Below are 14,596 nucleotides of genomic sequence, written 5' to 3'. Positions count from 1 at the left end.
ACCCGCGTCCCGACCGTTACGTGCCGTCGGCGCCGGGATCCGGCCCCCCTCGGCAGTTCACGATGCAAAGGCGGGCCCTCTCCGAAATGTCCGTCCTGTGGCCGGACATTTCCAACGTTACGTCCTGAATACCCAGATGTCGCGTCAGGAACCGTAACGCCGGTGTCTCGCAGCGTAATCGCGCAGCGCTCGAAGGAAGTCGACCCTGCGGAAGTCCGGCCAGTAGGCCTCGTGGAAGTAGAACTCCGAATGGGCGCTCTGCCAGAGCATGAAGCCCGACAAGCGCTGCTCGCCCGAGGTCCGGATGAGGAGGTCCGGGTCGGGCTGGCCGCGAGTGTAAAGATGCTCCGCGATGTGCTCCACATCGAGCACCTCGACGAGGTCCTCGATGCTCGCCCCCTTGCTCGCATGCTCCTGGAGGAGTGAGCGCACCGCATCGGCAATCTCACGCCTTCCTCCATACCCAACTGCAACGTTCACAATCAGGCCGGGACGGTGCGATGAGAGTTCTTTTGCCTCTTTGAGGACATTCGCCGTGTGGTCCGGCAGCAGGTCGAGCGCTCCGACCGGGCTGATCCGCCATCCCTCGGCCACGAGTTCCCTCGTCACGTCCTCGATGATGCGTAGCAGGGGCTCCAGTTCGTCTCTCGGCCGGTTGAGGTTGTCGTTGGACAACATCCACACGGTGACGACCTCGACCCCGAGCTCCCGGCACCAGCCGAGCAGTTCCGAGATCTTGTCCGCCCCCCTGCGGTGACCGCTGGCCACGTCGCGCATGCCCATGGCCCGCGCCCAGCGGCGGTTGCCGTCGATGATGACCCCGACATGCCGGGGGACGCTGTCCTTGGACAGCTTGGCCTCCAGCCGGTGCTCATAGAGCCGGTAGACCAGATTGCGCAGGCCCACGGACGTGCCTCCCAGCGGTGCTATGACCTAACAGGCAATTATCACCGTGATTCGCCCGTGCCCGCCCCCTGGACCGGACTTCTGTCCAGGTCTCTGCCTGCCAGGCAACCCTCGGCCTCCGTGCCGTCGCGATGCGGAACGGGCGAGGTCCCCGGTCACTCGGGCCACCCGTCCGGCCGTGACCGCCCCCGAAGCCGGGACAGGAGACGCGACCACCAGCGGACCTTCCCGGGCGGGTCGGGCATGCGGCCACCGGCGCGCAACCAGCCGGCGAAGTCGTCGGCGTCCGCGCGGTAGCCGGGCGGGGGCGTGGCGCGGGAACGGGCGTAGGCGGCGTACTCGGAGGCCAGGTCAGGGCCCGCGGCGGCGGCCGCGTCGGGGCGGAGCCTCGCCACGATGCCGCGCCGCTTGGCCAGCAGGCTCACCGCCTGCACCCGCATGCGCTCGGGGTCGAAGCCCTCGGGCGGCTCCGCCCCCATGACGAGCGCCGCCACCACCCTCTCCTGCGCCTGCGCCAGCCGCCGCCGCACCTCCGCGTCCACCGCCTCGCCCGCCGCCACGTCGGCCTCCGCGTCCGCCCTGCCAGGAACGTCCGCGGCGCTCACCGCGGCTCCCCCGCCAAGGACATGGCCGTTCTGATCCTGGACAGCTCGTTCGCGAGGACGGCGTCGCTCGGGTAGTCGTCGTCCCACTCCAGCAGCACGCCGGGCGGCGTGGCACGGGCGCACAGCTCGGTCAGCAGGTCGAGCACCGGCTGCGGCGCGACCTTGGTGTGCGTGTCGTGCCAGATCCCGTCGTGCTCGTAGCCGCCGGCCACGTGGACGTACGTGAGGTGCTCCAGCGGCAGCACGTCGAGCGCCGCCACGGCCGGCAGCTTCAGGTTGACCTGGTTGGTGTAGAGGTTGGCGACGTCGACGAGCAGCCCGACGCCGGTCGCCTTGACCAGCTCCGTGAGGAACTCCGCCTCGGTCAGTTCGTCGTCCGGCCAGCCGAAGATGGCGGCGACGTTCTCCAGGGCCAGCGGCACGGGCAGGGCGTCCTGGGCCCGCCGCACGTTCTCGGTGACCACCCGCAGCGACTCGCGGGTGCGCGGCACGGGCAGCAGGTGCCCGGCCTCGACGCCGCCCCCGCGTACGAACGCCAGATGCTCGCTGACCAGCGGCGCGTCGAGAGCCTGTGCGCAGGCGGCCAGATGGGCGAGCCGGGCGGGCGAAGGCGGCTCCGCGTCGCCCACCCCGAGCGAGACCCCGTGCGGGATCACCGGCAGGCCGCGCTCGCGCAGCACCCGTAACGACTCGGGCAGCTGGGCCGGCCTGATGTTCTCGGCGACCACTTCGAGGAAGTCGACGCCCTCCATGCGCTCGATGGTCAGGTCGAGCTCGCTCCGCCAGCCGATGCCCACGCCCAGCCCGGCCATGTCAGCTACCTCCTCCGCCACCGCCGCCGCAGCCTCCACCTCCGCCGCAGCCCGACGACCCGCCGCCGCAGCCCGACGATCCGCCGCCGAAGTCCATGCCGCCGAAGGAGTCGCTGCCGAAGGTGGTGCCGTCGGAGCCGCCGAAGCTGCCGCAGGCGCCGGCGCAGTCGCCCCCCGGGACGCCGGCGGACAGCTCGTCGCAGAGCAACTGATCGCCCGACTCCGTCAGCCCGTACAGCGCGACGGGGATCGCCACGGCCACGGAGAGCGAGCGCGGATCGCGTACGCCCCTCGGATGGTAGGTGCGGGCCGACCGCAGCACCTCGCGGCCCTCGCGGGTGACGACGTTGCGCAGCCTGCGGCGCTGCCGGTAGAGCGCGATGAGACCGGTGGCGACGGCGAACAGCGCGAAGAACACGGCCCCCAGGTACACCGTCTCCTTGCCGGCCAGGCCCATGACGGCCAGCACGATCACCAGCACCAGGTAGGCCGCCGCCCCGGCCACCACGAGCCGCAGCCGGTCACAGAGCCGCCGGGCCCTGTCGAACGCCGACTCCGGCACGATCAGCCCCCTGCGCTCCAGCTCGGCGGCGAGCTCGGTGAGCGCGGGATGCGACTCCAGCTCGCGGCGCAGCTCGCTCGCCTGGTAGCCGCCGGGCCGCGCCGCCAGCGCGTCGAGCACCGCCTGCTCAAGCGGCACCGTCGAGGGCGAGGCGCCGTGCACGCCGGTGACCCGCGAGCCGCGCGAGACACGGATGGCTCCGGCCGAGGCGAGCACGGCCAGCGCCGTGTTGAGCGCCCGGCGCGGCCCGCCCGACAGATAGGCCAGCTCGTAGGGGCCCAGCTGGTGACCGGCCTTGCCGGGCAGGGCCCCGCTGACCCGCGCGCGCTCGCGATCGATGCGCCGCTCCACCGCGCCGACCAGGGCCACGACGGCGATCGAGGCAACGATCAGTACGAAGTCCACGTGCGGCTCCCCCCGCGGTACGGCAGGCCGCCAAGGTAGACGGCGCCGCCGTACCGCACAAGGGGGTTTCGCTCAGCCGAGGCGGTCGACCAGGGCGTTGTACTCCTCCCACAGCTCCTTCGGCAGGTGCGAGCCGAACGTCTCGAAGTGGGCCGGGATCAGCGCGGCCTCCTCGCGCCACACGTCGCGGTCGACGCTCAGCAGCGTCTCCAGGTCCTCCTCGGACAGGTCGAGGCCCTCGGTGTCGAGGTCGGCGGGCAGCAGGCCGATCGGCGTCGGCACCGCCTTGGCCTCGCCGTTGAGCCGGTCGACGATCCACTTGAGCACGCGGCTGTTCTCGCCGAAGCCGGGCCAGATGAACGTGCCGTCAGCGTTCTTGCGGAACCAGTTGACGTAGTAGATCCGGGGCAGCACGGCCCCCTCGCGGCGCCCGATGTCCAGCCAGTGGCCGAAGTAGTCGCCCATGTTGTAGCCGCAGAACGGCAGCATGGCGAACGGATCGTGGCGCAGCTCGCCGACCTTGCCCTCGGCGGCGGCGGTCTTCTCGGAGGCGACGTTGGCTCCGAGAAAGACGCCGTGCTCCCAGCTCAGCGACTCCGTCACCAGAGGGACGGCGGTGGCGCGGCGGCCACCGAACAGGATCGCCGAGATGGGCACGCCCTTGGGGTCCTGCCACTCGGGTGCGATGATCGGGCACTGGGACGCGGGAGTGGTGAAGCGCGCGTTCGGGTGGGCGGCGGGCTCGTCGCTGTCAGGCGTCCACGAGCGGCCCTTCCAGTCGGTCAGGTGGGCGGGCGGCTCCTTGGTCAGCCCCTCCCACCACACGTCGCCGTCGTCGGTGAGGGCGACGTTGGTGAAGATGCTGTTGCCCCAGAGGGTCCTGACCGCGTTGGCGTTGGTCACCTCGCCGGTGCCGGGCGCGACGCCGAAGAAACCGGCCTCCGGGTTGATGGCGTAGAGGCGGCCGTCCTCGCCGAAGCGCATCCAGGCGATGTCGTCGCCGATGGTCTCGACCTTCCAGCCGGGGATCGTGGGCTGGAGCATGGCGAGGTTGGTCTTGCCGCAGGCGCTCGGGAAGGCGGCGGCGATGTAGCGGGCCTCGCCGGAGGGCGGCGTCAGTTTGAGGATGAGCATGTGCTCGGCCAGCCAGCCCTCCCCATGGTCGCGCTTGCTGCGGCCTTCGTTGGCTCGTCCCTCGCTCTCTCCGGCCTTTCGCGCCGCTCCGGCGTCGCGGGCCATGGCGCTGGCGATGCGCAGCGCGTAACACTTCTTGCCGAGCAGGGCGTTGCCGCCGTAGCCGGAGCCGTAGGACCAGATCTCGCGGGTCTCGGGGAAGTGGCTGATGTACTTGGTGGAGCTGCACGGCCACGGCACGTCCTCCTGGCCGGGCTCCAGCGGCGCGCCCACGGAGTGCACGGCCTTGACGAACGAGCCGCGTTCCTCGATGAGCCGCAGCGCCCTGTCGCCCATGCGGGTCATGACACGCATGGACACGGCGACGTACGCGGAGTCGGTGATCTCGACACCGAGCTGGGAGATCTCTCCGCCCAGCGGGCCCATGCAGAAGGGCACCACGTACATCGTGCGGCCGCGCATGCAGCCCTTGAACAGCTCGCCGAACGTCTCGCGCATCTCGCCGGGCGCGATCCAGTTGTTGGTGGGCCCGGCGTCCTCCTCGCGCTCCGAGCAGATGAACGTGCGGTCCTCGACCCTGGCCACGTCACTCGGGTCGGACGTGGCGTAGAAACTGTTGGGCCTGGCGGCCAGGCGCGTGAACGTCCCCTGCTCGACCAGAAGGTTCGTGAGGCGCGTCCACTCCTCCTCTGACCCGTCACACCACTCGATCCGGTCGGGCTGGGTCAGGGCAGCGATCTCCTTTACCCACCCGGCCAATTCTCTATTGCTGGTCGGTGCGGGCACTTCCACGGAAACGGACACGACGTTGACTCCTCCACTCTCTCAGGGCCCAGTCATCATTAACGACGAAGCGGTCGGAAAGCCAATTGGCATAGACCTGTCGGCGCGGCCGTCGTCGCAGGCAGCGACCCTGACGATTGGGGGAGCCTACCCAACGGGAACGGATTTAAAAGAAGCAATTTCCGGCAGTGGTCCAGTCCAATTCCGCTGGTCTAAACCAATTCCCGCAGTGGTTTAGTCCATTGCTCCGTCCGTTTCCGCTGGGTGGTCTAGGAATTGACGTCGGGCCCTTCGGAGCGAACTCGGTCGACGTGCTGGAGCGCCTGCCTCAGATCACCCAGCCACGTGTCGGCGTTCTTGCCGACCAGGCGTACGCACCAGGCGAGCGCGTCGCTGCGGCTCCTGGCGACGCCCGCGGCCACCAGAGTGTCGAGCACGCGGCGTTCCGACTGGCGCAGCCGGGTCATCACGGGCACGGAGAGTGTGGTGAACATCACAGTCTCGCCGCCGCACACCACACCCCAGGAGACCTTCTGGCGGAACTTGTGCTCGGCCTCCCTGGCGATCTCGATACGGCGTTCGCGCGTCTCCTCCCTGAAGCGGCGGGCCAGCCCGTCGATCAGGGCGGACCGCTCGGCCTCGGCAACGTCGGCCGGCGGGTCGGGCAGCGGGCCGAGCACCGCGATCTCCTCGCGGTCCCTGACGATCTCGGGCGCTCCGGTGAACCAGTCACCGGGCAGCCGCCCCGCGAACCACCCGTGGATCTGTGCCGTCACATCATCGCTAGCCATGTAATCATCATTACACTGTTGCTCGGAAGATCGCACCCATTCGGTACGGAGCACTGTGCGCGAAGGAAAGGCCTAGCGGACCCTGGCCGCGGCCACGGGACTGACGCGGACCACCCCGGCGAGGTTACGCCTGGTCACCGGGACGATTTTGACCACGTCCCCCGTGCGGGGCGCGTGCAGCATCTTCCCGTCGCCCCAATAGATCGCCACGTGGGAGATGTAGGCGGGGTTGGTGGGGTCGTTGCGCCAGAAGAGCAGGTCGCCGGGCTGCGCCTGCGACAACGGCACCTGCGGCCCCGTCACCCACTGCTGGTGGGTCACCCGGGGCATCCGCACCCCCGCCTGCGCGAAGGCCCACTGCACCAGCCCGGAGCAGTCGAAGGTGTCAGGGCCCTCGGCGCCCCACACGTAGGGCCTGCCGAGCTTGGACACCGCCGCCTTAAGCGCCGCCGTGAGCTGCTCGCCCGTCATGAACGAGCCGGCCGGCCAGTTCTGCTTGGCCTTCTGCGGCGGCGGCAGGACCGGGTTGACCATGACCGCCTGCGTGCCCTTGGGCAGCTTGCGGAGGATCTTGTCGCGCAGCTTGGCGGAGTTGGTCTTGGGCGCGCTGACGATGAGCGCGTTGTCGCGCGGCAGCCCCAGCGTACGGCCGACATCCTTGGACACGACCGCGTCCACCGCGCCGAAGCCGGTGGTGGCGTAGGCGCCGATGCGCAGCGGCCCCGCCGGGCCCGCCACCCGCCGGTGCAGGGAGAGCCCGCCGTCGTTGCCCAGCACGAACGACACCGCCACGTCACCGGCCGCGACGTTCTGCCACAGCGGGTCGGAGGCGGCGGTCACCTTGGGGGTGAAGGAGCGGAACGTGGACGGGTCGACCGCGAGCGTCTGCACCCGCTTGCCGTCGAGCGTGACGGAGGCCGCGTCGGCCAGCTCCAGCGCCCGCACGCCGCGCACCTTGGCCACCTTCTCTAACTGCTTCTGCGTGAAGGGCTTGCGGGAGAGCACGAAGAGGTTGGGTTTGTGCAACTTGCTCAGCGGCGCCACCGGCCGGACCGTGCCGACCGGCTGCTGCGGCGGCTCGCTGCGCCGGGGCCGCCGCTGCGCCATGAGCGTCTGCTCCGGCTCGGCCGCCCGCACGCCGGCGGGGTCGTCCCGCGGCGGCTGCACGAGCAGCAGCACGTCGGCGGTCAGCACCGCGACGAGCGCCACCACGATGAACGGCACCAGTTTGTACGTGTCACGCCGCTTCCGCGACTTGACGAGAAAGCTCAGGTCCTGCCGGATTCCGGTGGAACGCGAAAATTCCGCCGGGCCAGCGTGGGCCCGGCGGTTGTCATCCATGGGAGTCAGTTGCCGATGTACGGCACAGCCTCGAGGATCTCGACGGTGTTCTGGCGCCCGTTGGGCAGGGCGTAGGTCGCCTTCTCACCGATCTTCTTACCGTTGATCGCCGCCCCGAGCGGGGACTTCGGCGAGTAGACGTCGATCGGCGCTCCGCTCTCCTCGCGGGAGGCGAGCAGGAAGGTCACCTCGTCGTCGTCACCCACGAACCTGATGGTGACGGTCATGCCGGGGCCCACCACGCCCTCGGCCTTGGGAGCCTCTCCGACCTGGGCGTTGTCGAGGATCTGACGGAGATGGAAGATGCGGGCCTCCATCTTGCCCTGCTCGTCCTTGGCGGCGTGGTAGCCGCCGTTCTCGCGCAGGTCACCCTCTTCCCGGGCGGCCTCGATCTTCTTGGCGATGTCGACGCGCCCGGGGCCCGAGAGATACTCGTACTCCGCCTTCAGGCGGTCGTACGCCTCCTGCGTCAGCCATGTGACGTTCTCATCGCGAGAGTCGGCCACGGGTTCTCCTTGCTTGCCTAGGGGGCCCTGAGGTCACTTGAGGTTACGTACGGTTGAATTGCGAAAGGCTAACAAGTCAGTCGCTCCCACGCTTCCCCAAATGTCTCACTATACGAGATTGCAGTACTGGATGTGGACAGAAGTGGCCCGACCACTGGTGTCGAGGCTCTCCTTGAGCTGCTTACTACCCTCACCAGCCGGGATTCTTACTTCCTTGCTGCCGACTTCCCCGTGATTGACATCCAGCGCCCGCAGGCGGCAGACGGCCACTCTATCGTCTGGCTTGTACACCTCAAAGGTGATCTCCGCGCGGGTCGGGCCCACCACGGTGAACGTCACGACCTGCGACGGTGCCTCCGAACCGCCCGCCGTCATCGACCACATCACGTAGCCCCAGCCACCGGCGATGATGGCCACCAGCACGCCGATCACGAGGTGCACGACGAGCCGGCCCCTTCGCCTGGGACGATCGGGGAACTCGTCGGGTGTGCCGAGAACGGGCCCGTTCTCGACATCTCTGGTGGCCATGGCGGAATCTCCCTGCACTCCCTCGGCGTTATCCGAGACAATTGTCGCCCGCGAGGGGAGTGCCCTCGCGACCGCCCAGCTGAAACTAACCTCTCTGGGCGACTGACCGGTCCTTGAGGAGATCTCGCCCGTGAGTGCACCGTTGAGGTTGATGGCCGTCCACGCCCACCCAGACGACGAGTCGAGCAAGGGCGCCGCCACGATGGCGCGCTATGTGCGTGAAGGCGTTGACGTGCTGGTCTGCACGCTGACCGGGGGTGAACGCGGATCCGTGCTCAACCCCAAGATGGACCGCCCTGAGATCGTTGCCAACATCGGGGAGGTGCGCAGGGCCGAGATGGCGCGGGCGCGCGAGATCCTCGGCGTGGAGCAGCGTTTCATGGGCTTCGTCGACTCCGGCCTGCCGGAGAACGAGGAGGAGGAGCTGCCGGAGGGCTGCTTCGCCGTGCAGAAGCTCGAAGACGCCGCCGCGCCGCTCGTGGCGGCCGTGCGCGACTTCCGGCCGCACGTGATCATCACGTACGACGACGACGGCGGCTACCCCCACCCCGACCACATCATGACCAACAAGGTCTCCGTCGAGGCGTTCGAGGCGGCCGGCGACCCCGACCGCTATCCCGGAACCGGCGACCCGTGGCAGCCGCTGAAGCTCTACTACCACATGGGGTTCACCAAGGAACGTTTCGAGGCGCTGCACGAGGCGATGAACGAACGCGGCCTCGGCTCCCCCTACGCCGACTGGATCTCCCGCTGGGAGGACCGCCCCGCCAAGTGGCCGGTGACCACGCGCGTGCCGTGCGGCGACTACTTCCAGATCCGCGACGAGGCCCTGCTGGCGCACGCCACCCAGGTCGACCCCGACGGCTTCTGGTTCGTCTGCCCGCGGGAACTGCAGCAGGAGATCTGGCCGACCGAGGACTACCACCTGGCGCGCTCGCTGGTCGGCACTGAGCCGCCGGAGGATGACCTGTTCGCGGGCATCCACGCCGACGACGTCTCCCCCGCCTGCCACTGACCGGAGCACGGGGTGCCGGTGGCAGACTGGACGTGTGACCGTACTAGCAGCTGGTGATGTGAGCCCGGGTGTGCTCGGCTTCGTCGTCGTGGCCGCCATCGGGCTGGCGCTCTATTTCCTCATCAAGTCCATGAACAAGCAGATGACGAAGATCGAGGTGCCGCGCGAGAGCGAGCTGACCGACAAGAAGGCCGAATAGATGGCGAACGAGGTGGTCGACAACACGGCCAAGAGCCGCTTCGAGATCCTCGTGGACGGACAGGTCGCCGGGTTCGCCGACTACCGCCTGATGCCTACGAAGATCGTGTTCACGCACACCGAGGTGGCACCGGAGTTCGAGGGGCAGGGGCTGGCCGGCGAACTGGTCGGTCACGCGCTGCGGTTGAGCGCCGACACCGGCCTGCGGATCGTGCCCCTCTGCTCCTACGTGGCGAAATACATCGAGCGCCACCCCGAGTTCCAGGAGATCACCGACGCCCGCTGAGCCTCACTCGGCGGGCGACCAGGCGCGTTCGAGCGCCTTCGGCAGCCCCCACCAGCCCAGCGGGGTGAGCACGTCGTCCGAGTCGACGATGCCGAGATAACCCCACAGGGTCACCACCGGCGCGAACAATCCCTCGGTGGCGCCGAGATCGTCGCCGTCCTGCTCGTCGACGTCGATGTCCTCCGACTCGGCGATGAGCCGCGCCATCCGCTCGGGCGAGGCCAGCACCCCCGGCCCGAGCCTGGCCAGCGCCGCCACCCCGGCCAGCCAGTCGGCGCACTGGATGGCGTGCAGATGGGCCAGCGTCGCGTCCTCCATGCCGATCTCCCTGTCGAGATCGACGAATTCCTCCAGCAGGTCGCCGTTCTCCAGCAGATCGGAGACCGGGCTCACGACGCCCGCCGCCACCGTCAGCCAGAGGTCCAGGTCGTCGTCGGGCATCGGCTGGTCCTCGAACCCGGCGCAGGCCCGCAGCACGTTGGCGGGATAACCCGGCAGGGCGAGCAGCGCGCGCAGGTGTACGGCGGCCGTGTCCAGCTCGTCGGCGGGCAGGTCGGGCTGCTTGGGCAGGCCCGCGATGATGCGCCGCAGCTCCGACAGCGCGAAGGCCTCCTCCTCGTCCCAGGCCGAGAACAGCTCCTCGTCCTGCTCGTCGCTGACCGCGAAGCCGGGCACCCGGCCGTCGGGCAGCGGCGTGCTCAGCCAGTGTTCCTGCAGCTCCTCATAGGCCCTGCGGGCCTCCGGGTCGCCCGCGGCCAGCGCGTCGGGGTCGATCTCCCCCGCCGCGACCCGCTCCTCCAGGAACGCCACCAGGCGGCCGAACATCTCGGCCGCCACGGGCCCGCGCTCGTTCTCCTCGGGCCAGACGAAATAGCTGGGCGTCATGAGGATCGGCTCGGTGCCGGTCGCCTCGATCCAGCGCTGGACGTCGCCCACGGTGGCCACGCCGGACTCGATCGATCGCAGCGTCTCCTTGGCCGACTCCCAGAACGGGCGGGAGAGAGGGTTTCCCGCCGACAACATCGCGCGCCGCAGATCGGGCAGCGCCACCAGCGCTACCCCGGAAGGCACGGCGAGCAGCGCCCGCGCCACGTCTCTGCGCGTGAGCGCGGTCATCGGGCGGCCCGCCTGCCGACAGACGAAATCCATGTCCAGGTCCATCAGAGTCTTCCGAGGGGACCGTCGCCTTGAGGTGACGGGGGAATCGGGAGTGGGAGGGCCGTCAAGGCCTGAGTGTGCCCTGATCTGTCAGGTCTGCGCATCACAGATGTTCTTCCTGGTTTTGTCGGTGCCAGCCGATATCGTGGCGGTGTCGTTACCGAACGTGATGGGAGGTGGGTGTGCGCAGGTCGTTCAAATTTTTGCTGCGCCCCACCACCCGGCAGGCGACGGCGCTGGCGGCGTGTCTGGAGGATCACCGGCAGCTGTTCAACGCCGCTCTGGAGCATCGCCGCACCGCTTACGGCAGGGCGGGGGTGAGTGTCCGTTACGGCGAGCAGTCGGCCGAGCTGAAACACATCCGCGCCGACGACCTGGACGGGCAGGGGCGTTGGTCGTTCTCGTCCCAGCAGGCCACCCTGCGACGGCTCGACAAGGCGTTTCGCGCGTTCTTCGACCGCGTCAAGGCCGGACGCACGCCGGGCTTCCCGCGTTTCAAGGGGCGCGGCCGGTTCGACACGGTCGAGTGGCCGAAGGACGGCGACGGCTGCCGGTGGGACTCCCAGCCCGGCCACCCCACCGCCACCTACGTGCGCCTTCAGGGCGTCGGGCACGTCCGCGTCCACCGGCACCGCGCGGTCAAGGGCCGGGTGAAGACGATCGCGGTGAAGCGGGAAGGCAACCGGTGGTTCGTGGTGCTGTCGTGCGACGACGTGCCCGCCGGACCACTGCCCGTCACCGGCGCGGTCGCGGGGATCGACATGGGTGTGGCGTCGCTCGTCACGACCAGCGACGGGCAGCATCTGAGCAACCCCCGCCACCTGGCCGCGTCCTCTGACCGGCTGGCGGACGCGCAGCGAGCCCTGGCCAGGAAGGAACGGGGTTCCAAGCGGCGGCGCAAGGCGGTGGCCCGCGTGGCCGCGCTGCACGCCAAGGTGCGCAGGCAACGTCTGGACGGCGCGCACAAGGCCGCGCTCGCCCTGGTCCGCACCTATGACGTGATCGTGCACGAGGACCTGCGGATCGCGAACATGACCCGCTCGGCGTCCGGCACGACCGAAGCCCCCGGCCGCAACGTCGCCGCCAAGTCCGGCCTCAACCGGTCGATCCTGGACGCGGGCTGGGGGGTGTTCCTGACGATCCTCGCGCACAAGGCTGAAAGCGCCGGTCGCACACTGATCGCGGTGAACCCCGCCGGCACCTCCCGCACCTGCGCCCGCTGCGGGCACAGCGCGAAGGAGAACCGCGTCACCCAGACCGACTTCGTCTGTACGGCGTGCGGGCATACAGCGCACGCCGACGTGAACGCGGCGATCAACATCATGAGGGCAGGGCTTGCCCTTCGCCAGGCTGCGCAAGCCGCTTAGCGAGAAACCGCTCCCTTCAAGGAGCGGAGGAGTCACGTCCACCATCCGTAACCTACGCCGTCAATGCCGCGTCAGTCAGCCTGGGGCGGCCGAGGGGCCCGGTGATGATCTTTTTTCTCCGTGGCGTCTATGGTGGATGGTTGGAGGTCGTGATGAACCGCTTGAAAGACGCGACGAGCCCCTACCTGCTGCAGCACGCGGACAACCCCGTCGACTGGCATCCGTGGGGCGAGGAGGCGTTCGCGGAGGCCAGGCGGCGCGACGTGCCGCTGCTCATCAGCGTGGGCTACTCGGCGTGCCACTGGTGTCACGTCATGGCCCACGAAAGCTTCGAGGACACCGCGACCGCGCAGCTCATGAACGAGCACTTCGTCAACATCAAGGTGGACCGCGAGGAGCGGCCCGACGTCGACGCCGTCTACATGGGCGCCACGCAGGCCATGACGCACCAGGGCGGCTGGCCGATGACGGTGTTCGCGACGCCGGACGGGCACCCGTTCTACTGCGGCACCTACTTCCCGCGCCACCAGTTCCAGCGCCTGCTCACCGAGGTGCGCAGGGTGTGGACCGCCGACAAGGAGAGCGTGCTGCGGCAGGGCGCGAAGGTGGTCGAGGCGCTCAACTCGCAGACCACGCTGCCCAGCGGCCCCCTGCCGGACGCCGACACGCTCGACCACGCGATCGCCAACCTCCGGGAGAGCTTCGACGGCGCCGACGGCGGGTTCGGCGGGGCGCCCAAGTTCCCGCCGTCCATGGTGCTGGAGTTCCTGCTGCGCTCGGGCGAACGCGAGATGAGCGGGAAGACCCTGGAGGCCATGGCCCGCGGCGGCATCTACGACCAGCTCGGCGGTGGCTTCGCCCGCTACAGCGTCGACACCGCGTGGGTCGTCCCCCACTTCGAGAAGATGCTCTACGACAACGCGCTGCTGCTGCGCGTCTACACCCACTGGTGGAAGGCCGGCGGCGGCGAGAGCGCCAGGCGCGTCGCGCTGGAGACCGCCGGCTGGCTGCTGCGCGAGATGCGCACGCCCGAGGGCGGGTTCGCCTCCGCGCTCGACGCCGACAGCGAGGGCGTGGAGGGCAAGTTCTACGTCTGGACGCCCGAGGAGCTGCGCGCCGTGCTCGGCGACGACGACGGCCGGTGGGCCGCCGGGCTGTTCGAGGTGACCGGCACGTTCGAGCACGGCACGTCCGTGCTGCAGCTGCCGCGCGACCCCGACGATCCCGGCCGCTACGCGAACGTGCGCGAACGGCTGCTGGCCGCCAGGGAGCAGCGCGTACGCCCCGGCCGCGACGACAAGGTCGTGGCCTCGTGGAACGGCCTGGCCATCGCCGCGCTGGCGGAGACGGGCGTGGTGTTCGAGCGGCCCGAGCTCGTCGCGGCCGCCACCGACGCGGCCGAGCTGCTCGCCGGCGTCCATCTGACGGACGGAGGGCTGCTGCGCACCTCCCGCGACGGCCGCGCCGGCGCCAACGACGGAGTGCTCGAGGACTACGCCAACCTGGCGGAAGGTCTGATCACGCTGTACGCCGTCACTGGCGAGGCCAGGTGGCTGCGGCTCGCGGGCACGCTGCTCGACACCGTGCTCGATGGCTTCGCCGACGGCTCCGGCGGCTTCTACGACACGGCCGACGACGCCGAGCGGCTGTTCCAGCGCCCCCAGGACCCGACCGACAACGCCACCCCCTCAGGCCAGTACGCCGCCGCGGGCGCACTGCTGTCCTACGGCGCGCTGACCGGCTCCACCCGGCACCGTGAGGCCGCGCACGCCGCGCTCGGCACCGTGTCCGTGCTGGCCGGCAAGCACGCCCGGTTCGCCGGCTGGGGGCTCGCCGTGGCGCGCGCGGCGCTCGACGGGCCCGTCGAGGTGGCCGTCGTCGGGCCGCCCGACGACCCGCGCACGGCCGCGTTGCACCGCGCGGCGCTGCTGGCCGACGTGCCCGGCGTGGTGGTGGCGCTCGGGTCCGGCGACGGCGAGCGCGGCACCGGCGACCCGCTCGTGCCGCGGCAGGCGTACCCGGCGCTGCTGGAGGGCCGCGAGCCGGTCGGTGAGGCGCCCGCGGCCTACGTGTGCCGGGGCTTCACCTGCCGGATGCCCGTCACCACGGTCGAGGCCCTGGAGGCCGAGCTCACCACCTGACACCGCGACGCGGTCAGCCGGCTGGTGAGCGGCCGGCGCGGTCCCTCGGAGGGTGAGC

Annotated in this window: 15 protein-coding genes; 5 read left to right on the top strand and 10 right to left on the bottom strand. The window is 70.0% G+C overall.

What is annotated here, in order from left to right:
- Nucleotides 1–144: 144 nt before the first annotated feature.
- The 9 genes from E1295_RS17340 to E1295_RS17305 all read right to left on the bottom strand — a co-directional run bounded on the left by E1295_RS17340 (nucleotide 145) and on the right by E1295_RS17305 (nucleotide 8,373).
- The gene (locus E1295_RS17340; RefSeq protein WP_132631346.1) at nucleotides 145–906 is read right to left on the bottom strand and encodes an isoprenyl transferase; all 762 of its coding nucleotides are present in this window, start codon (nucleotides 904–906) and stop codon (nucleotides 145–147) included.
- Between the two features lie 155 nt (nucleotides 907–1,061).
- On the bottom strand, nucleotides 1,062–1,511 hold the full coding sequence (locus E1295_RS48745) for an SCO6045 C-terminal-like domain-containing protein (RefSeq protein ID WP_166427269.1): 450 nt from the start codon (nucleotides 1,509–1,511) through the stop codon (nucleotides 1,062–1,064).
- The gene (locus E1295_RS17335; RefSeq protein WP_132631345.1) at nucleotides 1,508–2,323 is read right to left on the bottom strand and encodes an MbnB/TglH/ChrH family RiPP precursor modification enzyme; all 816 of its coding nucleotides are present in this window, start codon (nucleotides 2,321–2,323) and stop codon (nucleotides 1,508–1,510) included. Before E1295_RS17335 ends, E1295_RS48745 begins: the two co-directional genes overlap by 4 nt.
- 1 nt (nucleotide 2,324) lies before the next feature.
- Nucleotides 2,325–3,290 (bottom strand): TIGR04222 domain-containing membrane protein, encoded by a 966-nt coding sequence (locus tag E1295_RS17330; RefSeq protein ID WP_132631344.1) that lies wholly within the window; start codon nucleotides 3,288–3,290, stop codon nucleotides 2,325–2,327.
- A gap of 72 nt (nucleotides 3,291–3,362) precedes the next feature.
- The gene (locus E1295_RS17325; RefSeq protein WP_132631343.1) at nucleotides 3,363–5,228 is read right to left on the bottom strand and encodes a phosphoenolpyruvate carboxykinase (GTP); all 1,866 of its coding nucleotides are present in this window, start codon (nucleotides 5,226–5,228) and stop codon (nucleotides 3,363–3,365) included.
- A 248-nt stretch (nucleotides 5,229–5,476) separates the two neighbouring features.
- Nucleotides 5,477–5,998 (bottom strand): hypothetical protein, encoded by a 522-nt coding sequence (locus tag E1295_RS17320; protein WP_132631342.1) that lies wholly within the window; start codon nucleotides 5,996–5,998, stop codon nucleotides 5,477–5,479.
- Nucleotides 5,999–6,070: 72 nt separating this feature from the next.
- Entirely contained in the window at nucleotides 6,071–7,339 is a 1,269-nt protein-coding gene (locus tag E1295_RS17315) for a C40 family peptidase (RefSeq protein WP_132631341.1), read from the bottom strand.
- Between the two features lie 5 nt (nucleotides 7,340–7,344).
- Entirely contained in the window at nucleotides 7,345–7,845 is a 501-nt protein-coding gene (gene greA, locus E1295_RS17310) for a transcription elongation factor GreA (RefSeq protein ID WP_132328896.1), read from the bottom strand.
- Nucleotides 7,846–7,953: 108 nt separating this feature from the next.
- Entirely contained in the window at nucleotides 7,954–8,373 is a 420-nt protein-coding gene (locus tag E1295_RS17305) for a DUF4307 domain-containing protein (RefSeq protein ID WP_132631340.1), read from the bottom strand.
- Nucleotides 8,374–8,503: 130 nt separating this feature from the next.
- On the opposite strand from E1295_RS17305, the gene mca reads away from it, so the two are divergent.
- The 3 genes from mca to E1295_RS17295 are packed head-to-tail and all read left to right on the top strand — an operon-like array spanning nucleotide 8,504 to nucleotide 9,872.
- Nucleotides 8,504–9,388: a mycothiol conjugate amidase Mca gene (gene mca, locus E1295_RS17300; RefSeq protein WP_132631339.1), complete on the top strand. Its 885-nt coding sequence runs from the start codon at nucleotides 8,504–8,506 to the stop codon at nucleotides 9,386–9,388.
- A 34-nt stretch (nucleotides 9,389–9,422) separates the two neighbouring features.
- Nucleotides 9,423–9,587 (top strand): hypothetical protein, encoded by a 165-nt coding sequence (locus tag E1295_RS48740; protein ID WP_166427268.1) that lies wholly within the window; start codon nucleotides 9,423–9,425, stop codon nucleotides 9,585–9,587.
- Nucleotides 9,588–9,872, top strand: a complete 285-nt coding sequence (locus tag E1295_RS17295; protein WP_132631338.1) for a GNAT family N-acetyltransferase — start codon at nucleotides 9,588–9,590, stop codon at nucleotides 9,870–9,872.
- A gap of 3 nt (nucleotides 9,873–9,875) precedes the next feature.
- Here E1295_RS17295 and E1295_RS17290 read toward each other — a convergent pair whose 3' ends face one another.
- Nucleotides 9,876–11,021: a hypothetical protein gene (locus E1295_RS17290; protein WP_132631337.1), complete on the bottom strand. Its 1,146-nt coding sequence runs from the start codon at nucleotides 11,019–11,021 to the stop codon at nucleotides 9,876–9,878.
- Nucleotides 11,022–11,212: 191 nt separating this feature from the next.
- Between E1295_RS17290 and E1295_RS17285 the strand changes: the two genes are divergently transcribed.
- Together E1295_RS17285 and E1295_RS17280 are read left to right on the top strand one after the other, a co-directional pair.
- On the top strand, nucleotides 11,213–12,397 hold the full coding sequence (locus tag E1295_RS17285) for an RNA-guided endonuclease InsQ/TnpB family protein (protein WP_246080102.1): 1,185 nt from the start codon (nucleotides 11,213–11,215) through the stop codon (nucleotides 12,395–12,397).
- 152 nt (nucleotides 12,398–12,549) lie between these two features.
- The gene (locus tag E1295_RS17280; RefSeq protein ID WP_220448763.1) at nucleotides 12,550–14,538 is read left to right on the top strand and encodes a thioredoxin domain-containing protein; all 1,989 of its coding nucleotides are present in this window, start codon (nucleotides 12,550–12,552) and stop codon (nucleotides 14,536–14,538) included.
- Nucleotides 14,539–14,596 lie beyond the last annotated feature (58 nt).

Origin of the sequence: Nonomuraea mesophila (assembly GCF_004352805.1) — a bacterium.
Classification (GTDB): Bacteria; Actinomycetota; Actinomycetes; order Streptosporangiales; family Streptosporangiaceae; genus Nonomuraea; species Nonomuraea longispora.
Note: the sequence above shows the minus strand (reverse complement) of the source record. Positions and strands in the feature narration are given on the sequence as shown.

Bases quoted from the DNA above. Each gene is read 5' to 3' on its own strand.
- E1295_RS17320 (WP_132631342.1), bottom strand. From the start codon at position 5,998: ATGGCTAGCGATGATGTGACGGCACAGATCCACGGGTGGTTCGCGGGG.
- E1295_RS17290 (WP_132631337.1), bottom strand. From the start codon at position 11,021: ATGGATTTCGTCTGTCGGCAGGCGGGCCGCCCGATGACCGCGCTCACG.
- E1295_RS17280 (WP_220448763.1), top strand. From the start codon at position 12,550: ATGAACCGCTTGAAAGACGCGACGAGCCCCTACCTGCTGCAGCACGCG.
- E1295_RS17305 (WP_132631340.1), bottom strand. From the start codon at position 8,373: ATGGCCACCAGAGATGTCGAGAACGGGCCCGTTCTCGGCACACCCGAC.
- E1295_RS17315 (WP_132631341.1), bottom strand. From the start codon at position 7,339: ATGGATGACAACCGCCGGGCCCACGCTGGCCCGGCGGAATTTTCGCGT.
- E1295_RS17295 (WP_132631338.1), top strand. From the start codon at position 9,588: ATGGCGAACGAGGTGGTCGACAACACGGCCAAGAGCCGCTTCGAGATC.
- E1295_RS17335 (WP_132631345.1), bottom strand. From the start codon at position 2,323: ATGGCCGGGCTGGGCGTGGGCATCGGCTGGCGGAGCGAGCTCGACCTG.